Annotated in this window: 17 protein-coding genes; 7 read left to right on the top strand and 10 right to left on the bottom strand. The window is 42.2% G+C overall.

The window, feature by feature from the left end:
• Positions 1 to 13 precede the first annotated feature (13 nt).
• Entirely contained in the window at positions 14 to 1,387 is a 1,374-nt protein-coding gene (locus tag PQO05_RS20310) for a di-heme oxidoreductase family protein (protein ID WP_273629276.1), read from the top strand.
• Positions 1,388 to 1,559: 172 nt separating this feature from the next.
• Here the strand turns inward: PQO05_RS20310 and PQO05_RS20315 are convergent, their stop codons facing one another.
• Complete coding sequence (locus tag PQO05_RS20315) at positions 1,560 to 3,602, bottom strand: beta-L-arabinofuranosidase domain-containing protein (RefSeq protein WP_273629277.1); 2,043 nt, start codon at positions 3,600 to 3,602, stop codon at positions 1,560 to 1,562.
• 181 nt (positions 3,603 to 3,783) lie between these two features.
• On the opposite strand from PQO05_RS20315, the gene PQO05_RS20320 reads away from it, so the two are divergent.
• The 4 genes from PQO05_RS20320 (at position 3,784) to PQO05_RS20335 (ending at position 8,940) form a co-directional block, all read left to right on the top strand.
• Positions 3,784 to 4,647, top strand: a complete 864-nt coding sequence (locus PQO05_RS20320; RefSeq protein WP_273629278.1) for a hypothetical protein — start codon at positions 3,784 to 3,786, stop codon at positions 4,645 to 4,647.
• A 279-nt stretch (positions 4,648 to 4,926) separates the two neighbouring features.
• Complete coding sequence (locus PQO05_RS20325; RefSeq protein WP_273629279.1) at positions 4,927 to 7,332, top strand: TonB-dependent receptor; 2,406 nt, start codon at positions 4,927 to 4,929, stop codon at positions 7,330 to 7,332.
• A 36-nt stretch (positions 7,333 to 7,368) separates the two neighbouring features.
• Positions 7,369 to 8,520, top strand: coding sequence for a PepSY-associated TM helix domain-containing protein (locus PQO05_RS20330; RefSeq protein ID WP_273629280.1), 1,152 nt, complete (start codon positions 7,369 to 7,371; stop codon positions 8,518 to 8,520).
• Between the two features lie 63 nt (positions 8,521 to 8,583).
• Entirely contained in the window at positions 8,584 to 8,940 is a 357-nt protein-coding gene (locus PQO05_RS20335; protein WP_273629281.1) for a hypothetical protein, read from the top strand.
• 187 nt (positions 8,941 to 9,127) lie between these two features.
• Here PQO05_RS20335 and PQO05_RS20340 read toward each other — a convergent pair whose 3' ends face one another.
• The 4 genes from PQO05_RS20340 to PQO05_RS20355 form a co-directional block, all read right to left on the bottom strand.
• The gene (locus PQO05_RS20340) at positions 9,128 to 10,750 is read right to left on the bottom strand and encodes a SusD/RagB family nutrient-binding outer membrane lipoprotein (protein WP_273629282.1); all 1,623 of its coding nucleotides are present in this window, start codon (positions 10,748 to 10,750) and stop codon (positions 9,128 to 9,130) included.
• Positions 10,751 to 10,775: 25 nt separating this feature from the next.
• Positions 10,776 to 14,195 (bottom strand): SusC/RagA family TonB-linked outer membrane protein, encoded by a 3,420-nt coding sequence (locus PQO05_RS20345; RefSeq protein ID WP_273629283.1) that lies wholly within the window; start codon positions 14,193 to 14,195, stop codon positions 10,776 to 10,778.
• 145 nt (positions 14,196 to 14,340) lie between these two features.
• A complete protein-coding gene (locus PQO05_RS20350) occupies positions 14,341 to 15,330 on the bottom strand; it encodes a FecR family protein (protein WP_273629284.1) in 990 nt (329 codons plus the stop codon).
• Between the two features lie 166 nt (positions 15,331 to 15,496).
• Positions 15,497 to 16,084: an RNA polymerase sigma factor gene (locus PQO05_RS20355; protein ID WP_273629285.1), complete on the bottom strand. Its 588-nt coding sequence runs from the start codon at positions 16,082 to 16,084 to the stop codon at positions 15,497 to 15,499.
• A gap of 473 nt (positions 16,085 to 16,557) precedes the next feature.
• On the opposite strand from PQO05_RS20355, the gene PQO05_RS20360 reads away from it, so the two are divergent.
• Together PQO05_RS20360 and PQO05_RS20365 are read left to right on the top strand one after the other, a co-directional pair.
• Positions 16,558 to 17,145, top strand: a complete 588-nt coding sequence (locus PQO05_RS20360; protein WP_273629286.1) for a DUF6436 domain-containing protein — start codon at positions 16,558 to 16,560, stop codon at positions 17,143 to 17,145.
• Between the two features lie 5 nt (positions 17,146 to 17,150).
• Positions 17,151 to 19,505 carry a response regulator gene (locus PQO05_RS20365; RefSeq protein ID WP_273629287.1) on the top strand — a complete coding sequence of 785 codons (2,355 nt, stop codon included), beginning with the start codon at positions 17,151 to 17,153 and terminating at the stop codon, positions 19,503 to 19,505.
• A 138-nt stretch (positions 19,506 to 19,643) separates the two neighbouring features.
• Here PQO05_RS20365 and PQO05_RS20370 read toward each other — a convergent pair whose 3' ends face one another.
• The 5 genes from PQO05_RS20370 to PQO05_RS20390 form a co-directional block, all read right to left on the bottom strand.
• Complete coding sequence (locus PQO05_RS20370) at positions 19,644 to 20,924, bottom strand: SAM-dependent methyltransferase (RefSeq protein WP_273629288.1); 1,281 nt, start codon at positions 20,922 to 20,924, stop codon at positions 19,644 to 19,646.
• Between the two features lie 31 nt (positions 20,925 to 20,955).
• Positions 20,956 to 21,771 carry a DUF1365 domain-containing protein gene (locus PQO05_RS20375; protein WP_273629289.1) on the bottom strand — a complete coding sequence of 272 codons (816 nt, stop codon included), beginning with the start codon at positions 21,769 to 21,771 and terminating at the stop codon, positions 20,956 to 20,958.
• Between the two features lie 14 nt (positions 21,772 to 21,785).
• Positions 21,786 to 23,129, bottom strand: a complete 1,344-nt coding sequence (locus PQO05_RS20380; protein WP_273629290.1) for an NAD(P)/FAD-dependent oxidoreductase — start codon at positions 23,127 to 23,129, stop codon at positions 21,786 to 21,788.
• A 163-nt stretch (positions 23,130 to 23,292) separates the two neighbouring features.
• The gene (locus PQO05_RS20385; RefSeq protein ID WP_273629291.1) at positions 23,293 to 24,441 is read right to left on the bottom strand and encodes an alpha/beta hydrolase; all 1,149 of its coding nucleotides are present in this window, start codon (positions 24,439 to 24,441) and stop codon (positions 23,293 to 23,295) included.
• Positions 24,429 to 25,472 carry an SAM-dependent methyltransferase gene (locus tag PQO05_RS20390; protein WP_273629292.1) on the bottom strand — a complete coding sequence of 348 codons (1,044 nt, stop codon included), beginning with the start codon at positions 25,470 to 25,472 and terminating at the stop codon, positions 24,429 to 24,431. The genes PQO05_RS20385 and PQO05_RS20390 overlap by 13 nt, the downstream gene beginning before the upstream one ends.
• Positions 25,473 to 25,624 lie beyond the last annotated feature (152 nt).

Here is a 25,624-nt window from a genome sequence, read left to right on the forward strand (position 1 = left end):
GAGGCACACATACGTGAGAAAGATTAAGGTTATAGGTATTTTATTAGCGCTGATGATTTTGATGGTGCAGTGCCAGAAATCATCAACGCTACCTGCTGAGGATTATGATGATCGCCTTTCTGGAGGGTTAGAAACTGTTTTTAACGCCACCAGTCATGCTTTTAGCCAGATGTTTACCAACATGGGCATTTATGATGAGCATGTGCATTCGGTTGGCGATGATGTATTCAGCCGTTCATTTGTAACAGCCCCGGCCCCTATCAATAGTGGCTTGGGTGCACTGTACAATAACGTATCCTGCATATCATGCCATCATAACGATGGTATTGGTTTGCCTACAGCGGGCGAATCGCAATCATCATTACTGGTGCGCATAAGCCAGCCCGGCACCGATGCCAATGGCGGCCCGCTTGCTGTACCTGGTTATGGCTTACAGTTACAGGATAAAGCTATTTTTGGCAAACTGCCCGAATGTAAAGTTAACATCAGCTATACTTACACCACCGCCACACTTGATGATGGTACACCTTATGAGCTGCGTACGCCTACTTATACATTAAGTAACCTGTACACGCCTATAGCAACAAACTATATGTTATCGCCGCGTTTGGCCCCGCCAATGATTGGTTTAGGCTTACTGGAAGCCATACCCGAAAGCCAGATCGTAGCCGGCGCCGATCCTAGTGATGCCAATAATGATGGTATTAAAGGCCGCGCCAACTATGTATATGATGCCAATACCAAAACAAAAATGATAGGCCGTTTTGGATGGAAAGCCAATACAGCAACCATTATAACACAGATTGTAACCGCTTTTAACCAGGATATGGGTTTAACTACCAGCATACTGCCCGTAGAAAGCAGCTTTGGCCAGCCGCAATACGATGGTTTAAAAGATGACCCCGAGGTTGCTGATACGATTGTAAATGCGGTTAAATTTTATGCACAGACATTGTGTGTACCCGCCCGCAGAAATACAACGGATATTGCCGTTAAACGCGGCGAACAATTATTTGCATTGGGTAAATGCGTTAACTGCCATAAGCAAACCTTTACCACTGCTGTAGATGTAACCCGTCCGTATTTATCGAGCCAGGTTATACACCCGTATACCGATATGCTGGTGCATGATATGGGACCCGGCTTAGCCGATAACCGCCCCGATTATTTAGCCGGAGGACAAGACTGGCGTACCGCACCATTATGGGGATTAGGTTTATATGAAACCATTAACAGCCCCGGCTATTACTTACATGATGGCCGCGCCCGTACTTTAATTGAAGCCATTATGTGGCATGGCGGTGAGGCCGAATCATCAAAAGCTTACTTCTCGCACCTGTCGACAGCTGATCGGAATGCGATGCTGACGTTCCTGAAATCATTATAAAAAATTACTGACCCTATATCTATCAAAAAGTCCCTGCAGGTTTACCAGCAGGGACTTTTTATTTTAAACGACAAAAAGCGGGTTGTCATGCTGAGCTCCGTCGAAGCATGGTGGGCTGGACTCTGCGCGCGACCCATCCTGCGCCGTTATTGGTGTTGTCACCAACAACTTTTTACTCTTTAATAACCGGGAACGATGAAATCCTTAACCTTGCGCCACCCCTTGGTACGAGCGTTAAATTAGCCACCTGCCCATCAACCTTTACGGGGCTTTGGGGCAACACGCCGCAAAGGCCATACTGATCTATCGTCCAGCTTGGGATCAGCTTGCCGGTTGCCTTAATTTGTAGGGGAGCTGTGTTATTGGTGAAAGGATTATTATCAACTGGCCATTTCTTTTTAACCACAATAAATGATTTTTCGGGATGATCTGCATCTACCAGCAAACCATAATTCCATGCCGAGGCTGGATGAATTTCATACGAAGGCCATTTCTTTTCATCGGCTCCCGTTTGCCAGCCCGAATCGCCCATTGCTGTTTTTTTGCTGCTTTCTTTCACGTAAGTTTCCTGTATCAATAGCGAATAAGTTAATGGGCCGTAGCTTATACTTACACTGTTTTTATTCCGGTCCCACTCTTTCACCGCCAGTTTCATTGGTAGTTGCAAAGTGATCTGGTCGCCATTTTTCCAGTTATTGTCGAGTTTGATGTAAGTGGCGTTGCTGCCTTTAATATCAACAGTACGGCCATTTACTGCAACCACAGGCGCACTGCACCATTTCGGAACCCTTAGATAAAGAGGGAACCCAATAGATCCAGTAGTCTGAACGATAAACCGAATTTTATCATCAAATGGATAATGTGTGCTTTCTATAATTTTCACAATTGAGCCATTGGCAATTTTAGCACTTACAGTACCTTCGGTATATAGCTGCGCGGCAAGGCCATTATCGGGTGTGGCAGCCCAGGAGTTTTCGTCATAATAAACCCAGCCTGCCGCATGGTTGTGCTGGCAGCACCGGCTACTGAAAGGGTTCATCATTAAAAACGGACCAGAATTATCAATACCCGGCGAATGATTTTTACCATCATTTAAAACCATGTTAGGTGCAGTTAAATACCTAAGCGATTTATAATCGGGCATAAATGCCGCCGGGAACGTATTGAAGGCTACATCTTCGCAATTCTCGGCCCAAAAGGTATCGCCGGTATAGTTCAACAATACCTGGTCTGATGTCATTTGCTCTACCATACCACAGGTCTCAACAGCCTGGCGGGGGTCACTGTAGCCTTTGCGTGCGTTTTCATCAGCGCCAAACATGCCGCCCGGTACCTGGCCGTAAAGCTGGCGCACCAGTATAAAATCGTTATAAGTAGCCGCCAGATCTGTTTTCTTTTTGCTTTGCTCAAAATAGGTAGCCGGTTCGCGGAAACTTTCGGCAATGTTTACATTATGCCAGTTGGGCAGGTTATCAGCCTGTCGCCAGTCGGCCGTATTTTTATCAATCTTAGTAGCCAGGTCCAGCAGAAATTTATCGCCGGTATGGTTATACAACCAGTATACGCTCAGCATATTATCACCACCACGGCTTTGTTCCCAGTAATCTTTCAGAAAATCTTCATCGGGTACACTCAGTTCCCATTTAAAGTATCTGGTCATGAATGCCAGTACACGCTTATCATTGCTGTATTCGTAGTACGATTGCAGGCACCATAGCATTGGCATATTAGTCCACAGATCGCGTTTACCTTTCTTCAATACTGCGGGGCCAAAATCGCCATCAGGTCGCTGATTGTTCAGCACGGCTTCAATCCAAAACCGTGCTTCTTTAATCATCTTAGGGTCGTTAAGCACGTACCCGATATCAGCATAACCCTTTAGCCAGTAAGGTAACTCTTCCCAGCCATATTTACCCTTACCATCTTTGGCCAGCCAGGCATTATCCTTTTTGCCGAGCCATACACTTATCTCCCCTAAATTGCCTGTTAGGCCTGCCCGTTGCAATTGCAGGTTTTTAAGCAGCCATCCTCCGGGCTTAACACTACCCACCGGTAATTTGGTAAAATATTGCGGTTGCAGAGGTTCCTGATTAGTAATATAATACTTATTAATATCCGCATTAACGGGCTTTACAAATTGGGCTTTCGGCTGGGCCAAACACACGTTGGTTAAGAATGCTAAAACGATTGTTTTAGCAGAAACAAGCTTTCTCATAGGTAATGTTGGTTGTAAATGAATACTTCGCAAGATAAAACCTACTAACCAACATTAAAAGGATTTAGTTAAATAACTGTAAAAACGACAGAAATATTTATTTCTATACCGAGGCATCCCCTACCTAATTACCTGCGTAATGACTACAAAACCAATAATTTTTTAACTAACAACATCTTCAATGAAACCTAAAAAACAAAATCTTTTAATTATCGCAGCAGCGATGATTTTCACGTTCATGGTAGCGTCGTGCAGCAAAAGCAAATCAGACAATGCCGCACCAACTCCTCCCGCTGTTACGGGTGTGCAACTATCGGCCAATAGTAAATTTGGCAACATCATTACAGATAATAACAACCAAACACTTTACTTTTTTGCGATAGATGCTAACGGAAAATCGGGCTGTGATGGCGGTTGCGCAGTGTTATGGAAACCTTTTTACAAGGCCAGCCCTACTATTGGCACAGGTTTAAATGCCGCTGATTTTACTACCATTACCCGTACAGATGGCTCTATGCAAACAGCTTACAAAGGCTGGCCGCTTTACTACTATGCCCAGGATACCCAAACCGGCACTGTAAATGGCGACGGAGTTGGTAAAACATGGTTTGTAGCCAAAGCCGATTATACGGTAATGATTGCCAACGCCCAGTTAATTGGCGGTGATGGCAACCCATACCTTGCCACAGGTGTTGCCGGCACGGGTGTTTCGCAATACCTAACCGATGCTAACGGCCTTACGCTTTACCAGTTTGCCAAAGACGCGCATGCAAAAAATAATTTTTCGACCGGGGATGCTACACATGATGCATTATGGCCGATATTAAGTTTGAGTGCCGGCATACAAAGCATTCCTTCAATTTTGGATAAAACACAGTTTGATGTTATTACCGTATTTGGTAAAACACAGGTAACTTATAAAGGGCACCCGCTTTATGCTTTTGCCAATGATAAAGCCATTCGCGGCAATACTTTCGGTGTAAATTTCCCTACCGCTGGTGCGGGCATCTGGAAAGTTGTAAACAGCGATACAGCAGCACTATAAACGCCCTACACTACCTATCTATACAAAAATGGGTGGACAGTATTAAACTGTTCACCCATTTTGTTTTATATATAAACTATTATTTCCTGTCCCAAACTGCTCTCTTTTACTCATATCATTCATAATAACTACAACGATGTAGTTAATTATAATATTTCATTTATTTGGACTTATTCTAAATAAAGATAACTTTGCACAAAAAACCCGGTATTCGGTCGGCAAACTTCACACCGGGCAAATAATATTGATTTTGCATCAAACTATCATTTAACCAAAACTATGCAATTTGAAAGAAAATTTACGCTTTCTCGTGTAATAACTAAACTCCCCTATTTTACAGTAATAGTTATGCTATTGCTTATTTTAACTGCAAACTTTGCCCAGGCACAACAAATGGCAACAGGTATAATTAAAGGTTCGGTAAAAGCATCTGACGGCACACCTGCCGAGTTTGTGACCATCGCCCTAAAAGGCACCTCTTATGGCACAACGGTTAACAGCGAAGGTCATTATACTTTAAAGAATATTGCGCCGGGTAGTTATACCATTTCGGCAAGCTTTGTAGGGTTAAATACCCAAACCAAGCAGATTAACGTTACCGCAGGCGAAACAACCATATTAGATTTTATCCTTACTGAAGATAAAAAGCAATTGGAAGAAGTTTATGTTAAAGACTATAAAGCCAACAAATTTCTACGTAAAGAAACAGACGACATTGCTAAGCTCCCGTTAAAAAACCTCGAAAACCCACAGGTTTACACCGTGGTTACCAATGAGCTAATGCAAGAACAAATTGTAAGTAACTATAACGACGCTTTCAAAAACATCCCGGGTGCCGGCATCCCGTTGGTTTACAATAATGGCCGTAGCTCACAATTATCGCGTGGTTTTACTACACCAAACCTGGTTCGCAACAGTATTTCGGGCTTCGATTACAACTCCGTTGATCCTGCCAATCTCGAAAAAATTGAAGCCATTAAAGGGCCATCCGGTACATTATTCAACAGTACTGTTACTTCTTTTGGCGGCTTGTTTAATCGTATCACCAAAAAACCTTACGATACCTTTGGGGGCAATATTGGTTACACAGGCGGTGGTTTTGATTTAAGCCGCTTAACTGCTGATATTAATACGCCGCTAACTGCCGACAAATCTATTTTGCTTCGTGTTAATACTGCTTTGCACAGCGAACACAGTTTCCAGGATGCAGGCTATACACGCAGTGTTTTTTTAGCACCAAGTTTTGTTTTTAAAGTAAACGACAGGCTTGATATTTCCCTGGAAGCCGAGTTGAGCAACTATGGCGCTACATCAGCCTACCGCCTGGCACCTTATGCCAAGAGCAAATATCATAACATCAAAGATCTGCCGATTGATTACGACCGTTCTTTCGCTAATAACAACCTTAATTATACCTCGAAGCAATACGACATATTTGGGAACATTAATTACAAAATTTCTGACCAGTGGAGATCACAAACTTCATTTGTTAAAACCTATTCAACTACCAATGGTTACGTAACCCAGTTTGCATTAACCAGCGATACGGGAATTAGGCGCAATGTTATTAAAGAAGATTTCCCTTATTACGGCGTTGATGTTCAGCAAAATTTCATCGGCGATTTCAAGATCGGAAAATTACGTAACAGATTGGTTATTGGCGGCGATTATTACAACCAAAAAAGTAACTGGGCGCAGGTTAGCGTTAATATGCCAATCATCAATTTCACAAAGCCAGGCCTTGCCTACAATAACTTTAACCCGGATAAAGTATCGGCATTGATGGCCGCTGCTCCGCTCACGGCGACAAATTACACCCAAACTAATCAAAGTACTTATGCTGCCTATGCATCTGACGTGATTAACTTTACAGATCAATTAAGCGCGATGGTAAGTTTACGTGTAGACCGTTTTGAAAACAAAGGTACTTACTATGCCTACAATGACTCGACTGCAGGCAAATACGGACAAACTGCTTTAGCCCCCAAATTCGGACTCGTTTACCAGGTAATAAAAGATAAAGTATCGTTATTTGGAAACTACATGAACGGTTTCAGCAATAACGGTGGTACCGATGTTAATGGCGGTACTTTTAAACCTTCGCAAGCCAACCAATGGGAAGGTGGTGTAAAACTCGATTTATGGCAGCACCGTATTAGCTCAACCATTAGCTATTACGATATTTCAGTAACAAACACGACAAGACAAGACCCGAATAATGCAGCTTTTAGCATCCAGGATGGTACCCAGCTAAGCAAGGGCGTGGAGGCCGAATTGTTGGCCAATCCGCTTACCGGGCTTAATATCGTAGCAGGTTATGCTTATAATAACAGTAAGTATACCGCCGGTGATGCCAGTATTTTAGGCTTACGCCCTGCCGCATCAGGCCCAGACCGCATGCTTAACTTATGGATGAGCTACCAGTTTATGGACGGGCAGGTTAAAGGTTTAGGATTTGGCGCAGGTGCTAACCACGGCAGCCAATCGTACCAAACCAATACGCAAACCTTTAAATTTGTAATACCTGCCTATACACTTATTGATGCTACCGCGTTTTACGATCGCCCAAAATATCGCATAGGTGTTAAGGTTGATAACCTTACTAATCAAAAATACTGGTCGTTCCGTTTGGCGCCACAAAACCCAACCCGCGTTTCGATTAGCATGAACTTTAAAATTAAATAGTCAACAAGATTAATCAAGCCCACACTGATTATCAAAATGAGCGTTAAAAAAAACACCTTTAAATCCATCACCAATTGGTTGCACCTTTGGTTAGGACTGGCATCGGGTACCGTCCTTATCATAGTTGCCCTAACCGGCAGCTTGCTGGCTTTTGAAGCCGATCTGGAACCTGTTTTATTTAAACATTACCATATCGTAGATCCGGTTGGCCAGCGATTATCTCTGGATAGTGTAGTAACGCTCGCGCAGAATGTTTACGAGGGCCAAAAAGCAAGCCGCATTATTGTACATGCCGAAGCAAACCGTAGTGTTGAGGTACGGGTAGGTACCAAAGGCGAAAATAATAAAGGTGCTAAATTAGTGTATGTTAACCCCTATAATGGGCAGATACTTTATAAGGGCGTTTATACTAAAAAGTTTTTTCAGCAAGTGCGTAGTCTGCACAGGTTTTTATTGTTGGGCGATACAGGTAAAATAATCACCGGTATCTCATGTTCAATCTGTTTCTTTTTAACAATTAGCGGGCTTGTATTATGGTGGCCTGCTAATAAGACGGCCATGAAACAGCGTTTCAAAATTAAATGGAACGCATCGGGCAAACGCCTTAACTGGGATCTGCATGCCGTAACAGGCTTTTACCTGTCGATATTCTTATTGGTTGTTACTTTTACGGGCTTATTGATGAGCTACGATTGGCTGGAAGATACCTTCCTTAAAATAGCTGATGGCAAACAAGCAAAAGAAGCCAAAGTAAAAAGCCCATCAAAGGGCAAAGAAATTAAAGCGGGTATTTACCAGGATGTTTTACAACAAACCAACCAGATTTACAGTGGTGATGGCTTTGTTGCTTTTGTTGTGCCTGCTAAACCATCGCAAGCTATAACCGTAACCAAAGAAAATACAAACGCGATGGTTGCATCATCAGACATAGCCTATTTCGATGGTAAAAACGGCAGCCTTATTAAAAAGGTTCCTTTTGAAAAACTAACGCTGGGTGCTAAATTACGTAAGATGATAACGCCTGCACATACAGGTAGTTTGCTGGGCTGGCCGGGCAAGGTACTGGCTTTATTGGTAGCCCTATTTACCGCCAGCTTACCAATATCAGGCTTTTTAATATGGTTGGGTAAACGGAAGAAGGGTAAGAAAAACAGCAGGCCTGCCAGAGCGGTACAGGCAGCGGTGTAACAAATAAATGCTTGTTTGTTAAACCTTAATGAGCAGTTGATGTTCATAATAAAAATAAACAACATGAAAAAACTTATTTTAATAGCATTGCTTGCCACCGGACTAAGTACTTTAACATACGCCAAGGGCGACAAAACCCCTACCCAAAAAGCTACCGAACAAACAGAAAAGCTGAAGAAAAAACTGAACCTGACTGCCGACCAAACCACTAAAGTAAAAGCGATTTTACTGGACAAAGACACTCAGGAAGCTAAACTAAAAAAAGGCAAAGCTGATAAGCAACAAAAAGATGCCATCAAAAAGCAAGCTGACGAGAAGGTAAGCGCTGTTTTAACCGCCAGCCAGAAAAAAACTTACGAAGCTTTGAAAGCTGAGAAAAAAGAAGAAAAGGCAAAGAAAAAAGCCGCCAATAAATCTTAATAATCTTACTACTATAATAAAAAAAGAGCATCCAATTTAGGGTGCTCTTTTTTTATGAACGAAAAAATCCCCGCCGGGGCGGGGATTTCAACTAAACAATCTAACAATTTAACTACTAACTATTTCCCTTGTATAAACATGAGCAATTGTGGGCGGAGCGCGTTGTTAAATAATTTAGGATATACCATTAAAAGTTAGCTTTACCTGTATCCCACCATACACGGGTACCGCCATTATCAGGTCCGCCTAATAATTGTACTGCTTTTTGTACTTCGGCACCGTTGGTGGTATACTCGCTGGCCGGGTATGCTAACCTGCGGATCTGGATTTGGGTATCAATTGTACCGTTGCTGTTGTTAATTACAACAGGGAACAGTTTTGGATAACCAGTGCGGCGATATTCAGTCCACGCTTCCTGGCCTTCCGGGAACATGGCGATCCATTTTTGAGTGATGATACGTTCTAATTTTTGCTCGTTAGTTGCACCGGCATCCCATGCAACTGTAATTGTTGACAACGCCGGAGAGTTATTAGCTGCATTAGTAGGATCAACATAAGCTATTGGTTTGCTGGTAGCATCGCTGGCATAGTTACCGGCATTTACACCCCATTGTGCCATTGATGTTGCAATACCTGTATTATAGTCTGTAGCTACATCACCTGCATTAGCCCAGCCACGTAAAGCAGCTTCAGCTTTCAGGAACCAAACTTCGCCTGCAGTCATAAACAACATTGGCGAACCTGGCGCAAAACCGGTTCTTGTGCTGGTAATATCCGTATTGATATTCAATATAGAATAACCGCTATACCCTGGTTTAGAAGTAATTGCAGAACCAATGCGGATACCTTTATAAGTACCTGCAAAACGGGAATCTGTAGCCGGTGAAGCCATAGTTTTCAGGCGCGGATCATTATACCCCACCAGGTAAGACTCCATTGGTGCACCCAATGAAATATCAGACCAGCTGGTGCTGATTACGTTAAGCGGGTTATGGTAGCTGCCTCCTGCAATACCTGCGTTATCATCATTAGTGGTTAATACACCACCATTGGCTGGGTCAAGCGCTTTAACTGCCTGCGTTTGTGCTGTAGCTGCATCAACCTTTACAATGTGCATAGCTAAACGTAATCTTAAAGAGTTTGCCAGTTTAAGCCATTTAGTGTAATCGCCGCCGTAAACTAAATCATAAGCAGTAAATGGCTTTTGACCAGGGTTTGCTTTAATGAAAGTGTTAAGTGCAGTAACTGCTGTATCTAACTGTAAGAAAAACTGGTTGTAAACACTTTTCTGATCGTCATAAGGCGTGTTTATAAGCGTTTTACCTGCTGCACTATAAGCAATCGGGCCGTATTTGTCGGTGATGCGGTGCATGGTTTCTACCTTTAATATTAAGGCAATAGCCCATTTATCAGGTGCAGAAGCTTTGGTACCTTTTTTGGCAATATCATTAATAGCGAATAATGATGTGGTGTATCCATCAATAAAGATCTGCTGGTTCCAGCCATCAACCAAGCTGTAGGTTAAGTTACTAACGTTACCACGAAATGGATCGGGCGACATCATATAGCCAGAATAGCAATCGGCATTTAAGTTTTGATCTAACTGGTAGTTACCCTCTTCGCCAAATAAAGCAGTTTGGATACCTGGAAATACCAGCCCCGGATCATAGCTTTTTACACCCGTATTATCTGTATCGTATTTTTCGAAATTCTTTTTACAACTGTTCAACCCTAATATGCCAAATGCAAGGAGGATTACAATACCGTATTTATAGCCGGTATCTACCATTGTTTTATAATGTTTTTTCATTGCTTTTAATTTAAAGAGTGAATAATTATAGCGCAACATTAAGGTTTAAACCAAAATTGCGTGTCGCCGGCTGGTTAAATACGTCTACACCCGAAAGGCCGTTTCCGGTTGACATGGTAACCTCAGGATCGTAAGGAGCTTTCTTATAGAAATAGATCAGGTTCCTTCCGGTTAATGATAATCTCAGGCTCTTAAAAAAGCTGTCTTTTATTGGGAATGTATAACCAAGGGCAGCCTCACGTAATCTTACCACGGTTGCGCTGTACATATATTCGCCGCTCACACCATCACGGCCACCAATTGTATTATACCATTTCTGAGGATCAACAGTTGATACAGGCTGGCCGGTAGGGCTTACGCCATTTACCGCTACACCACCCGCAGCACGTGCATCACCGGTTGCTTTTGACACACCGTATTTATCCATCATGGCTTGGGTTAATGATAACACCTGGCCACCAAATTTACCATCAACCAGGAAACTGAAAGTAACTTTGTGATAAGTGAAACTGTTATTCCAGCCTAATTGGAATTTAGGGTTAGGGTTACCAATTTTAGTGAAGCCGCTGTTTACCTGTGGTGTACCATCGGCACCGATTATAACACGGCCTTGTGCATCGTGCTGTAAGGTTACACCGTAAATATCACCAAATGAACCACCTGTAGCTAAAACAGACTCGTAGCTATTGTTTAAGCTTGGTGTTAAGATAAATTGACTGATACCATCTTTAGAGTCAACATCAATTACCTTGTTGTTGAAAGTTGAACCGTTGAATGAAGTATTCCAGTTTAATTTATCGCCTCTTAATACATCGTATCCAACTACAAACTCAATACCCGAGTTTTGGATATTACCCGCATTTACATAACCTGCACCATAAGTAGTTACAACAGATGGGGCGATTTTGAAGAACTGGTTCCTGGTGTTTGATTTGTAATAAGTGAAGCTTGCACTTAACCTGTCGTCGAAGAAACGCAGATCGGTACCAAACTCGTATGATTTTGTTCTTTCAGGTTTTAACTGAGGGAATGGAGCTACAGAGTTTAAGTTAACGCTACCACCTGTACCAAAGTGAGTTAATGGTGCAGTAACATAGTTTGGCACGGTGTTACCTACCTGCGCATAAGTACCTCTGATCTTAGCGTAAGTAATCTCTTTCGGTAAACTGAACATTTGGTTCAGGATGAAAGATAAACCTGCTGATGGATAGAAATATGATCCGTTAGGTGTAAATGCTAAGTTAGACGACCAGTCGTTTCTGGCGGTTAAGGTTAAATAAGCCCAGTTTTTATAAGAGATGTTGGCATTACCAAATAATGATTGTATTTGGTTGTGGTTTGCCTGTAAAGTAGTAACCGGCGGAGCGCCAGCTGCCGATGTAAGGTTTTCTGGGATAAATACGTTTGGTACTAATAAACCGGTACCGGCATAATTATTATTAACATCGGGGCCAATGCTTGTACCGCTGGTTATAGCGTCTGTTACACTCGCGCCCAATACTCCGTCAACTTTAAAGTCAGATTTCATTGGCACGCTAAAGGTTAATAACGCATCGCCGTATTTTTGCTCAGTTGTTTGGTTAGAAAGTAAGAACTGTCCGTTTGCCCTTGCATAAACCGGATTAGTGCTGGCGTACAGGTCTTGTTCGTAAACATCAGTTGTGCGGTCTAAATTACCCCTAACCTGTAAGCTTAACCAGTTCGTAAACTCATATTTCAAGCTTCCGTTAATTAACAAGCGGTTACGCTGGGCAACAGAAGGGTCGCGGTTAATTGTCCACCAAGGGTTTTGCTGAACGTCTTCGTTAAATGCCCAGTTTTGAGTTGGTGCACCATTGCCACCCATTACCGGCGGTATTTCGAAGTTGTTTTTGTACGGAAGGATATCCAGACCGCGAGGGAATAAATACAAACCTGTTAATGGGTTTAAGTATAAACCTAAGCCAGGTGCGTTATTAATCTTCTGATCAATGTAGTTAACGTTTCCGTCAACAGTTAATTTGTTGTTGAAAAACTTAGCCGTTTCACGTAAGTTAAAGTTGTTACGTACTAATTTGTTGGTTGGCTCAATACCGCGGGCATCGGTATTTGCGTAAGAGAAGTAGGTTTGCGCCACTTCGTTACCACCCGACATGTTTACAGAATTAGTCCAGTTTCTGCCTGTTTGATAAAAATCAGACAGGTTATCATGAGCACCGCTTATTGGCGCACCCCAGCTGTAAGTAGCACCCGGAGCTGTTTGCCCATAGCTATTTTGAAACTCTGGTTTATCAGCAATTTTGTTAATTGTGAATGATGAGTTATAGTTAACCTGTGTTTTACCTGCTTTACCTTTTTTGGTAGTGATTAAGATTACACCATTTTGTGCCTGGCTACCATATAATGCAGATGCAGACGCACCTTTTAACACAGAGATGCTTTCGATATCCTCGGGGTTAAGGTTTGATATACCATCGCCGCCATCCTGGTTAGTGTTAGCCGCCATAGAGCTACCACCCTGGCCTACTGTTGTACCATAAGTACTGTTTGGCTGGCCGTTTGCGTTTGATCCGTTAGAGATTGGAATACCATCAATAACGTATAAAGGCTGGTTATTACCACCGGCAGATTTGTTACCGCGTAAAATTACTTTGGCAGATCCACCTACGCCCGATGCGCTTGGAGAGATAGTTACACCGGCAACTTTACCGCTTAATGAGTTCATTAAGTTATCGCTTTTTACACGGGTAAGCTCGCTGCCTGCAACCTGCTGAGTTGCGTAGGTTAATGATTTTTCTGATTTTTTAATACCTAACGCTGTTACAACAACCTCGCCCAGTTGCTTAGAATCTTCAGCAAGTACTACATTCATGGCATTACCTGCTACAGGCAATTCTTTTTTAGCGTAGCCGATGTAGTTGAAAACAAGTACATCGCCAACATTGGCATCAATGCTAAAACCACCGTTTGCATCGGTAGTAACACCTTTTTGAGTACCTTTAACAGTAACCGTAACACCAACCAATGGCTGGCCGGCAGCATCTTTTACTGTACCGCCAATTTTGGCAACGTTAACATCGCTTGTTTGTGCCTGGTCTATCTGGGGCATATCGGCAGCGTTTTGTGCCACGCCTATATAATTACCTACTACTTTAAACTGTAGCTGGGTTTTGTTTTGCAGTTGGTTTATCACAACGGGCAGCTGCTCGTTTTTTACGTGAAGGGTAACAGAAGGCAATGCATTGATCACTTGTTCGTCATAAACAAAGGTCACTTTTGCCTGCTGTTCTATGGTTTTAAAAACTTGTTTGATACTGGCCTTTGTGAGGTTCAAGTTTACTTCCTGAGCCCTTGTGCCTGTGGCCATTAAGAGCGAAGTACAACATATTTGTATGCCAATAATTATTGTAGAAATGCGCATGCATTTTCGGAGTATGGGCAATACTTTGCCGTAAAAATTTATCATATTTGTATGGGTTTAATGTCATAGTTAAACTGAGCCAACTGTATATGGGTCTCAAGCATGTGTACAGTGTGGCTAATCTTATTGCCGGGAACATTCGCAGTGTTTCCGGCTTTTTTTCCCGCTTAGCTGCTAAGCCAAAGAATATTTATTTTACAACTACTGTGCTATCATTCGCTATCTGATATTTAAAGTGTTTAGTGAAGCTTAGTATTTCCATTATCGTATCTAAATGCTGATTGCCTAACTTTATTGAAATGCGCTCATCAAGTAGCTTTTTGTTTTCTACAGTTATTTTGGTATTGTATTCTTTTTCAAGGGCCTTAAATACGTTATCCAGCTTTTCCTGCTCAAATACAAAGTTGTTTTTGCACCAGGCATTAACAGACGGTTCGCGTATAGGCTGCGTTACCAGCTGGTTACTCGCATAGCACAATACGGCTTGCTGCTGTGGCAGTAACATTATTGGCGCACGCTTAATTTTGTTGTTTGCCATGGTGATGCCAACCTTACCGGTAACCACACTTACACTGGTCATACATGCCTTCTCATCAGTATTAACATCAAATGATGTACCCAGCACAGTGATATTCATATTAGGCGTTTTAACTATGAACGGATGCTTGCTTTGATGTTTAATATCAAAAAACGCCCGCCCCTTTACCAATTCAACTACACGGGTTTTACCGTTGAAGCTTTTTGGATACTTAAACTCGGCACCAGCATTTAGCCAAACCTTCGAACTATCGGGCAACATAATGTGTAAAACCCTGTTGGTTGGTACATTTATCACTTTTTTGTCGCGCTCGCTTACCGTTACTTTAACAGCAGGCCATACGGCATAACAAACAATGGCCAAAACTGCCGCTACCGAAGCTACCTTCAGCCACAGTTGCTTTACATTATGCTTTGGGGCTGCTACCATTGTATCTGCTTCGCCTGCATTCATTCTCTTCTGGATATTCTCAAATATCCTTTGTTTTACCTGCGCTTCGGTTTCATCTCCTGTCGAATCTATTTCTTCGATACCGCCTGTATGTATTGCTTCGTACCACCGGTTAAGTCGCTCCTTTTCTTCGGTAGTTGCCGTACCGTTGAGGTATCTTTTTGCCAGTAGCTTTAGTTCATTTACTCCCATTGAAATTATTATCCCCTAATTACACTTATTAAGAGTATTGTTACCGGCATTTACCCTTGCCCTATTTATAAAAAAGTTGAATTATTTTTAATTAGTGTACGAAATACACAGAAAAATTTCAAGAAAACAATAGTAATCTTAAAAAAGAGAAAAAATTAAAGTCGAATTAGTGCTTAAAAAGAAGAAAACAAACAAAAAGAGTTAAAAACTCGCTCGTTACACCCAGGTTTGTGCGAATAATTCGCAAAGCTTTGGTTAAATGACCTTCGGCAGTTTTCTGCGACATATTTAATCGCTGGGCAACGTCTGATAAAGATTGATCGTGAAGTTTATTGTATTGAAAAACGAGCCTGCACTTTTCGGGAAGTTTATTGGAGAGCTCGGTAATAATTTGCAACAGTATTTTATGATCTACATTAATTTCGGATATGCCTGCCACATTAATTAGTGCCGCATTATCTTCTTTCACCTTACATTTCTTTTCATTGGCTATATAATGATACACACTATAGCGTGCCATAGCAGCCAGGTATTGCGGCAGGGACTGGATAATTAGCGTAGTCCTTTTTTTCCATAACGTAAGGAAAACCTCCTGCACAATTTCCTCAGCCGCATTGGTATCTTTTAAAAGTTTATAAGCTATATAATATAGTTTATCCCAGTAACGGTTATAAATTTCCGTAAACGCCCCTTCATTACCGCTTTGTAAGAGAGAGGTTAATTCATCATCATTAAATAAATGAATAGCGTTCACTGTTTAAGAATTTAAGCTAAATTTATGTAAAATTAACATAGGTTAGTATATATAAAGTACTAAGTTGTAAAACTTTTTTAAATATTTTATAAAGTACCCCCAACTTTTATCAAAATAATATCAAATACCTCATCCCCGCCTAACTAAATACTTAATTTGCATTCAACCTTGTTTTCCCAAAGCAAATTGCATATAGTATCCATAATAGCAAATTTTAGGCAAGCTAACACCATTTAGCAAAGCAAACCATCGTAAACATCCTGCTAATAAATTACTTCACAACCCATGTGTTTAATCGTCACTCCAACATTTATTAAGAGCATTGTTTTTAATAATTTTAAGACTTGCGATTGATTACCAGCTTTTTACAAAAAAATAAAAAGCAAATTTTAACTATTAATATAATACAGAGTACTCTTAATCAGGCATTAAGGGTTTATTTCTGTGAATAAAATTTTCCTGCGAAGAAATAAATGAGAAAAGTTTTTGTTGCCACCTGGTTGATAGCATTGTGTGTGATGTTGTGTGGCTTATTTTGGTATAATGAATATCGGTATAATCTGCCCACTCCTATACCTATCCATTATAAAAGAATTGCCAACGGCCGTTACATTAAATTAGATAAAGGTTTACAATTTAATAATAACAAACCCACCTTCCTGCATTTCTTTAATCCCGATTGCCCATGCTCGCGGTTTAATATCAGGCATTTTAAAGAAATTGTTGAGCAATATGGTAACAGGGCCAATTTTGCAATTATCGTAATATCGCATCAACCGTTTGATGCTACAGCAATTCAACGTAAATTTGAGCTGAATATACCTGTTATACATAATCCGGCGTTAGCTGTTTTATGTGGGGTATATTCAACACCACAGGCTGTGATTATAAATAGTGAAGGAAGGCTATTTTACAGGGGTAACTATAATCGCAGCAGATATTGTACAGATACGCAAACTGCTTATGCGCGCCAGGCCATTGACGACCTGTTAAATAAACGTGCAAACAGCATTACAGATTTTTTAGCTACAACGGCATACGGATGCCAACTTTCTGAATAACGAATATGACAAACAACCTGGACCCCGACTTTCTACTACAAAAACAGCGTCTCAGACAACAGGTCAACAAACGCTCTGACAAGCTGATGGATTACTTCCTGGTTGCCTACACTGTAGCAGCCTTGTTTTTCGCTATATTTTATGAAACCTGGTTTATGGCTTTATCGGTTAGCGGCATTTTGCTGCTGGCTTATTACTCTGTAAAACTTGCTTTACCAAAATCAGACCTGTACCAGTATGTAATGAGCGCTGTGCTGGGTTTTTTTATGGCCTTGTTTATATACCAGATGCACGGCATGTCAGAGATGCACTTCTTTGCTTTTATAGGCAGTGCTGTGCTCATCACCTATCAAAACTGGAAACTGCAACTACCCATGCTTATTGTGGTATCCATACATCATATTTTGTTTAGCTATCTGCAGCATATTGGGGTTGAGGGAGTTTATTTTTCACAATTGCCTTATTATGATTTCGGCACGCTGGTTATCCACCTGGTACTTACGGTATGTATTTATTTTATATGCGCTTTGTGGGCGTATCAGTTAGATAAGTATGGTGATATACAAATTCGCCAAACCATTAAGATCAGTAATTTCCAGAAAGAGGCCGAATTGCACGAGGAAAGGAAACGCAACGAAGATGCAATGAAAGCCTACATGCAGGATCTCGAAAAGATTAACAACGAACTGATGGTTTCTAAATCGCTGGCGGAGCAAAGCCGCCTGGATGCAGAAAGCGCCCGCGAAGCCGAAGAGCATGCCCACCGCCAAACAGAAAAAGCCCTGCTCGAAGCCGAACGCGCCAACCAGGCCAAAAGTACTTTTCTGGCTACCATGAGCCACGAGATCCGTACGCCGATGAATGGGGTGATCGGCATGTCGTACCTGTTATCTGATACGCCTTTAAATGAACAGCAACGATTATATACTGATACCATCACCGCCAGTGGCGAGAACTTGCTGGTAGTAATTAATGATATTTTAGATTATTCGAAAATAGAGGCCGGCAGCATGGAACTCGACATTGCCGACTTTGATATGCGCAGTTGTATTGAAGATGTGCTTGATATTTGCAGCACCGCCGCCGGTAAAAAGAACCTCGAAGTTGGTTACCTGATAGAAGATGAAGTGCCCATGCAGATAGTGGGCGATAAAAACCGGTTGCAGCAAATATTAACCAACCTAATTGGCAATGCCATTAAGTTTACCGAAAAAGGTGAAGTATTTGTTACCGTTAAAAAGGTGGGCATTTTCCACGATAACTCCATGAACCTGCAGTTTGAAGTACGAGATACCGGTATTGGTATTGGCGAAGAAAAACTACAGCGCTTGTTCAAAGCATTCTCTCAGGGCGATTCATCAACCACGCGGCGATATGGCGGCACCGGGCTTGGGCTTGTAATTTCTGAAAAGCTGGTTAAAATGATGAAGGGCAATATGAGTGTAGAGAGTAAGCCGAATGAAGGTTCTACATTTATATTTACCATTCATACCACTATCGGCAAACGGGTGTTAACGCCGTATACACAATATAATATGAGCGCTTTTGCCGGCCGTAAAGTATTGGTGGTTGATGACAACAATACCAACCTTACCATTTTAAAGAAACAAATGGAGAAATGGAAGCTGGAGCCCACCACCGCCAATGGCAGTGTTGCAGGTTTAGAAGCGTTTCAGAAAAGTAATTTCGATCTGGTGATTACCGATTTTAACATGCCTGATATGGACGGCCATCAACTTACAGACGAAATTAAAAAGCATAATGCCAACATCCCGGTATTGTTGTTAAGTTCGGTATGCGACCAGGCCCAGTTGAATAAACCGGGGCTATACACGTCTATCTTAACTAAACCGGTTAAAGAATATATCCTGAGCAAGCATATTTCTGATGCATTAAAAGGCGATAACGATGTGCCTGCAAGAGATGAATCGGGTGTACAAAAGATCTCGCCTGAATTTGCCAAGAAAAATCCGCTGCGGATACTCATCGCCGAAGACAACAAGATTAATCAGCGCGTAATGACCCAAGTGCTTAAACGCATGGGCTACGAAGCCGACGTTGCCGATGATGGCGCCATGGCCGTTAAAATGGCTACTGACAAAGCGTACGATGTGATATTAATGGACGTGCAAATGCCAGAAATGGACGGCATGGAAGCCACGCAGGTAATCAGAAACACCTTAAATAAACAACCGGTTATCATGGCCCTCACCGCCAACACCATGCAAGGCGACCGCGAAGATTGCCTGCAAGCCGGCATGGACGATTATTTAGGTAAACCTATTAAGGTTGATGAACTGATTGCCAAACTGGCCCACTGGTACTGGAAAATGCAGTTGAATAACGAGACGATTTTGTAGTAAAAAACCTTGTCATTGCGAGGTACGAAGCAATCTCGTAACTATGCAGGTCGAATAATGCATGCGACGAGATTGCTTCGTACCTCGCAATGACAATTTGGGAGTTCTGTCTTGTTTCTTGGATCTCGCTTCTTGCCTCTATCTTTCAGTATTATTGGGCCTGCTATACACCAAATGCATTACATTGATATTGCGCATGGCGAAGGCAGCTTCGCAATAGCATAAGTAATAATTCCATTTACGGATAAAGCGATCATCGAAACCAAGCACGCGTACTTTTTGCAAACTCGCATTAAACTGTTGGTGCCATAATTTAAGCGTAGTGGCATAGTCAATGCCAAGGTCTTTTAAATCAACCAAAGTAAAATCACCTGTACGATTTACGGAAGCATTGATGGCCCCTACAGATGGCAGCAATGACCCCGGGAAGATATGTTTCTGGATCCAATCCACTCCTTTGCGTAAACTATTGTAACGCGAATCGGGACTGGTGATTACCTGTATAGCCAGGATACCGTTTGGTTTCAGCATTTCGTGGCAGCGTTTAAAGTATCCGTCGAGGTATTTATGGCCAACGGCTTCCAGCATTTCTACTGAAACCAGTTTATCAAACTGGCCTTCCATCTGGCGATAATCTTTCATTAATATCTCTACCCTATCGCTTAAACCTTCGGCCGCTACACGTTCTCGGGCCATTTTCAATTGTTCTTCAGATATGGTGAGCGATGTTACTTTGCAACCATAATTTTTAGCCATATAAATAGCATTACCGCCCCATCCGCTGCCAATCTCTAAAACATGGTCGGTAGGTTGCAAATGCAATTGGCGACATAAACGTTCGTATTTTGCGTACTGGGCTTCCTCTAACGACAAACCTTCTTTGTAGAAATAGGCGGCCGAGTAGGTCATAGTTGGATCAAGGAAACTGGCGAAGAAATCGTTATTGAGATCGTAATGCTCAGAGATATTTTTGCGTGATCCTGTTAATGTATTGGCACGTTTCGAATTATAGACCTTGTTAAAAAATTTCAGCAGGTTTAAAGCTACAGATCGTGCTTTACTACCCGATACACCGGGCGCGTTCTCAATATTTAATAACACCCATTTTATTACGTTGGTAATATTGTCGGTATCCCACAAACCATCTACATAAGCTTCGCCAAAACCAATATCGCCGTATAAAATAATCCGTTTGTAGAAGGCTTCATCATTAATAGAAATGCGTGCCGAAATATTGCCTTCACCTGTGCCTATTGAAACACCTTCACCATCGGGCAGGGTTAAAAAAAGGTGACCTTTGGTCATTTTAGAAAGCACCTCTAATACCACATTTTGGTAGAAGCTATTTTTTTTGACAAGTGTTAATGTATCAGACATGGGTAATATAATCGGCTTATAATCTTTTAGGTATGTACGCATAATACATGCACTAAAGTTTTTACCGATTGTGCTATTTACCCTGATATGGGCGATATACTCCTTTTTGGAGATGGATATTTTCAGCCTTCTTATGGAAAGGCAATTTCTTTAACCAAAGCTTTAAAGCCTGCCAGTGAATTAAGCCTATAACCTTAAGCGTAATCAACGGGAAACTAAAAAAATAATACAACAATTTGCCATCGGTTAATGGCACACGTTTGCCATTAAGTGTGCTGATGAAAAATCGGTTGCCTTCTTTATCAAAATCATCAATCCTGATATTTAACTTTGCACCCGGCACTTGTAGGTTAAAATCGAAATTGGTGTCCATATCAATAAATGGCGATACGTAGAAATACTTGGTAGTATTAAGGTGGAAACTATCGCCGGTTTGGGTACCCATTCCCAGGAAGTAAGGTTTAATTTCGAGGAAGGTATTGCATACTTCTACCACGCTGCAAAACGGCTCATCATTCTCATCATAACAGAAGTAAAACGATACCGGGTTAAACTGGTAACCCAATGTGCATAAATTGGTGAGCAGCATTATGCGGCCATTACCTATATCCACACCCTGCGTCTTGAGGTAATCGGTAATATGTTCACGAACGTTTTTAGAAGTATCCGGATTTTCTTTGGGTAGTTGCAGGTGGTCTTCATCCCGAAAATTGAATAGGTTGAATCGGTTACGGCTCATCCAGCTCAGTTTCTTGTCCAACGTATCGATCTCATCCAGATCGAGGTAAAACATAAAAATATCGTAATAAAAACTATGCTGTTTAGGCGCCAAACGATGGTGCATTACCCTGGCCTTGTACAAACACGAATTAATTGCGGCTTTTGCCATAACTCATATACGTGTTAAACCGCAGGCTGGATGATGCTATCGTCATAAACCGGTTTGCCCAGCAATTGCGAACAAAGTTGTACCGCGCTGGCAAAAGCATCTTCATGAAAACCGTATTTAAAGTAACTGCCGCAATAGTAAATCGGTCCGCTTTCATTTAGCTTGTATAATTCTGCCTGTGCGTTAATGGCTGGAACATCAAACAAGGGATGCTCATAATCAATCTCTTTGATGATCTTTTTCTCATCGATATTATCATGCGGATTAATAGAAACGAAGTAATTCTTTTTGTTTGACACCTGTTGCAGTTGGTTCATCCAGTAAATGGTACTCGGTTCTAACTTGCCGTTTTGTTCTTGTATCCGATAGTTCCAGCTGGCCCAGGCCAGTTTGGCTTTGGGCATAATGCTTTCGTCGGTATGCAGGGTAGCTTTGTTGTATTGATATTTAAAATTAGAAAGCAGGCTTTGTTCAAGTGATGTTGGATTATCTCTCAAAGCCAATGCCTGGTCGCCGTGTGTAGCGATGATCACCCGATCGAAAACCTGTTGCGTACCATCAGCGGCATGCACCACAGCCTTACCATCTTCCTGATAAGATACCTTGATGGCCTTGCGGTTCACATGTATCTTATCCTTAAACGGCTTGATTAATATTTCGCGATAAGATTGACTGCCTTTATCCAACGTGTACCATTGATGCTGTGTATCCAGCCCCAGGAAACCATGATTTAAAAAGAAACGGATTAGCGTTACCGCCGGAAAATCCAGCATCTGCTCCATCGGGGTAGACCATACGGCCGAACTCATGGGCACCAGGTACTTCCAAAGCATTTCTTCACCAAAATTAAACTCACGGATATACTGCCCGATAGAGTAATTTGCATACTTGAGATCGTCCAGTATCTTCACACTCTCTTTATTAAACCTACCGATTTGCATCAGCATCTTAATATATTTCGGACTAAAGATATTCTTCCGCTGCGCGAACAAATGATTTACACTCGAACCGCTATACTCCAACCCACTCGGTACATACTGCACACTGAACGACATATCGGTCTTTTTAACAGGCGCATTTATCTCTTTAAACAGCTTACATAAATTGGGGTAGGTTTTATAGTTAAATACCATAAACCCGGTATCAATATAAACCGGCTTGTCATCCTCATCAACCGTTACAGTATTGGTATGGCCACCGATGTAATCGTTCTGCTCGTAGATAGTCAGATCAGTTACGTTCTGCAAAAAGTGCGCGCAGCCCATCCCGGCAATACCGGTACCGATGATGGCGGTAGAGCCCCCCGACCCATTAGCCCCCCGCCCCCTAAAGGGGGTTCTAAGATTATCGTTGTTCATTTTAATTCAATTAATTGTATAACTGCCAACTTCCCTCCTTGGGGAGGGGTGCGGTTGTATGTGCTTTGGCAGGGAGGGGTCACTCGCTTGCTAAGCATCTGAAGAAACCCCTTCCCAAGGATTTGCACATCTGCATATCCCCACATCTGCACATCCTCCTCCTTTAGGGGGTCGGGGGGCTCTGACTTATCGTATTCAAAAAAGTTTCCACCGCATAGGTTGACAGCTGCCCACCCGGACCGTTAATATTGTAATCGAACCCGTGCGTAGCCCAGGGAAGTTTAAGCCAATAATGTTTAATCCCGTTTTGCTGTAGCTTTTCGTTCAGGCGGCGGCTATGTTCGTAGGCCACCAATACATCGTTATGCCCGTGAATGATGAGTGTTGGCGGCGATTGCTTATCTACAAATTCAAGCGGCGAGCAAGTTTTGTACTTATCGGGCACCTGCTCATACCTACCGCCAATGTAATTCACCATTACCTTGCGCGAATCCATAATGAGCGGATTAGATGGGATCGAGTAGCCCCAAACCATATCAGCCGGGCCATAAAAATCAATCACTCCAATAATTGATTTATCGTGCAAAGTATAACCAGCCAGCAAAGCAATTTGCGCCCCGGCAGAGCGGCCTAACAGGATAAATTTATTGGTATCGATGCGTAAACTATCAGCATGTTCGCGCAGGTATTTAAGGCAATTTTTAACATCCTCAACCGGGTCGGGCGTTTTATATTTTGGCGCCAAGCGATAGTTGATACTGGCTACGTGGTAGCCGCGTTCGGCCAAAAAGCTATTTAGCTCGGGCAACTGCTGGCTATCACCGCTGCTCCACGAGCCGCCATGCACCACAAGTACACAAGGCCGCTTACCCAGTACCCGTGAGCGATAGAAATCGAGCTTTAAGGAAGTATCCTGATAAGTAACATAAGTAAACGTTTTAAACGGTGTAGTTTGAGTTGAAGCAAACAATTTGCTTAAAGCAAAAGGAGCCCTGTTTGGATAGCTGATGTTAGTGGTATCGGTCCTGCTTAAGTCCTGCACCATATCCTGTTTCAGATCCTTAGAAATCCAGTAAGCCCTAAAAATTGGCGACAGAAAAAGTACTATAGCCACCACACCGATAATGTTGCCAGCCAAACGGTAAGGCACATTCCAGATTCCCCATGAGGTTAACAGTACCGAGATGCCAACAAATATCAACGGATATTCACTCACCATAATAGCTGCCAGCCACAGGTAGTAGGCCGGGGCTTTAAATACTGTAAGCAGCGATAACAGCAATAAAATTACGAGCAGGATTAGCCTTGGCATTTTTGTGTTTTATGAAATAGGTAATGGCTTACAATCCATTCGTTGCCGTGATTAAAGTTCCAGAGTTCGGCACAGGCCATGTAAAATAAGCGCCAGTATACCCACCATTTTGTAGCCTGGTCTTTACCATAGGTTTGCTCAAACAGGGGTATAATTTCTTTCTTATGCGCGTCCATATTTGCCAGCCATGCTTCTGATGTTTTGCCGTAGTGCGTGCCGTTTACATGCCAGTGTTTTTCAACTGCCATATCATCATTAAAGTACGACATCAGGTCGTCGCTCGGCATAATGCCGCCGGTAAAAAAGTATTTGCTCATCCAATCGGTTTCATCAATAACTTCAAAAAGGTAAGCATATTCTTTATGGGTAAAAATATGGATCCACAATTTGCCTTCGGGTTTTAAAAACGAAGCCACTTTGGCCATCAGCAACTGGTAGTTACGCATGTGTTCAAACATTTCTACCGATACTACCCGGTCAAACTTCTGATCGGTGGTAAACACGTTGATATCGGCAGTAATCACTGTCAAATTTGTAATGCCGCGTTGCTGAGCCTGTTCATCAATATAAATTTTCTGCGTACGAGAATTAGAAACCACCGTAAACTTACTGCCTTTATACTTGGCCGACATATACAGCGACAACGAGCCCCAACCGCAACCCAACTCAAGCACATCCTGCCCATTCTCTAATTCGGCACGCTGGCAGCTTAGCTCCAGCATATCGGTTTCAGAAGTATCTATATCGGTAACACCTGGCTTCCAGTAACCCGATGAATATTTGAGGTTCTTGCCTAAACAGTACTGGTAAAACTCAGTCGGCACCTCATAATGCTGTGTATTGGCATCGGCAGTATTTACCGCAATTGGCGAAGCCTTTAGTTTGGCGATCAAGGCCATCAAATGCGCCTGCTGCTCTTCTACCCCGCCCTTGTTTTCATCTGCCAAACGTTGCTTTAAAAGCTTGCGGATCCCTTGGCGCAAAAGCACATCGGGTACCTTGTTTTGTTCTATCAGTTTATCGTACCACATAGTTTTACGTTGTACGTATTACGTTGTACGTGATACGTTTCTGGGATAATTGGTTGTTTAAACAGCTTACGTGTTTTAAATGGTTGCGGATTGTGAGCGGTGATTTTTTGTTTTTACGTTAGACGTATGATAAAACCAATGCTACCGTCCCG

It is taken from the genome of Mucilaginibacter jinjuensis (genome assembly GCF_028596025.1).
GTDB lineage: Bacteria > Bacteroidota > Bacteroidia > Sphingobacteriales > Sphingobacteriaceae > Mucilaginibacter > Mucilaginibacter jinjuensis.

Coding starts and splice junctions, on each gene's coding strand:
- PQO05_RS20315 (WP_273629277.1), bottom strand. CDS start 3,602: ATGAGAAAGCTTGTTTCTGCTAAAACAATCGTTTTAGCATTCTTAACC.
- PQO05_RS20320 (WP_273629278.1), top strand. CDS start 3,784: ATGAAACCTAAAAAACAAAATCTTTTAATTATCGCAGCAGCGATGATT.
- PQO05_RS20325 (WP_273629279.1), top strand. CDS start 4,927: ATGCAATTTGAAAGAAAATTTACGCTTTCTCGTGTAATAACTAAACTC.
- PQO05_RS20330 (WP_273629280.1), top strand. CDS start 7,369: ATGAGCGTTAAAAAAAACACCTTTAAATCCATCACCAATTGGTTGCAC.
- PQO05_RS20335 (WP_273629281.1), top strand. CDS start 8,584: ATGAAAAAACTTATTTTAATAGCATTGCTTGCCACCGGACTAAGTACT.
- PQO05_RS20340 (WP_273629282.1), bottom strand. CDS start 10,750: ATGAAAAAACATTATAAAACAATGGTAGATACCGGCTATAAATACGGT.
- PQO05_RS20345 (WP_273629283.1), bottom strand. CDS start 14,195: ATGATAAATTTTTACGGCAAAGTATTGCCCATACTCCGAAAATGCATG.
- PQO05_RS20350 (WP_273629284.1), bottom strand. CDS start 15,330: ATGGGAGTAAATGAACTAAAGCTACTGGCAAAAAGATACCTCAACGGT.
- PQO05_RS20360 (WP_273629286.1), top strand. CDS start 16,558: ATGAGAAAAGTTTTTGTTGCCACCTGGTTGATAGCATTGTGTGTGATG.
- PQO05_RS20365 (WP_273629287.1), top strand. CDS start 17,151: ATGACAAACAACCTGGACCCCGACTTTCTACTACAAAAACAGCGTCTC.
- PQO05_RS20370 (WP_273629288.1), bottom strand. CDS start 20,924: ATGCGTACATACCTAAAAGATTATAAGCCGATTATATTACCCATGTCT.
- PQO05_RS20375 (WP_273629289.1), bottom strand. CDS start 21,771: ATGGCAAAAGCCGCAATTAATTCGTGTTTGTACAAGGCCAGGGTAATG.
- PQO05_RS20380 (WP_273629290.1), bottom strand. CDS start 23,129: ATGAACAACGATAATCTTAGAACCCCCTTTAGGGGGCGGGGGGCTAAT.
- PQO05_RS20385 (WP_273629291.1), bottom strand. CDS start 24,441: ATGCCAAGGCTAATCCTGCTCGTAATTTTATTGCTGTTATCGCTGCTT.
- PQO05_RS20390 (WP_273629292.1), bottom strand. CDS start 25,472: ATGTGGTACGATAAACTGATAGAACAAAACAAGGTACCCGATGTGCTT.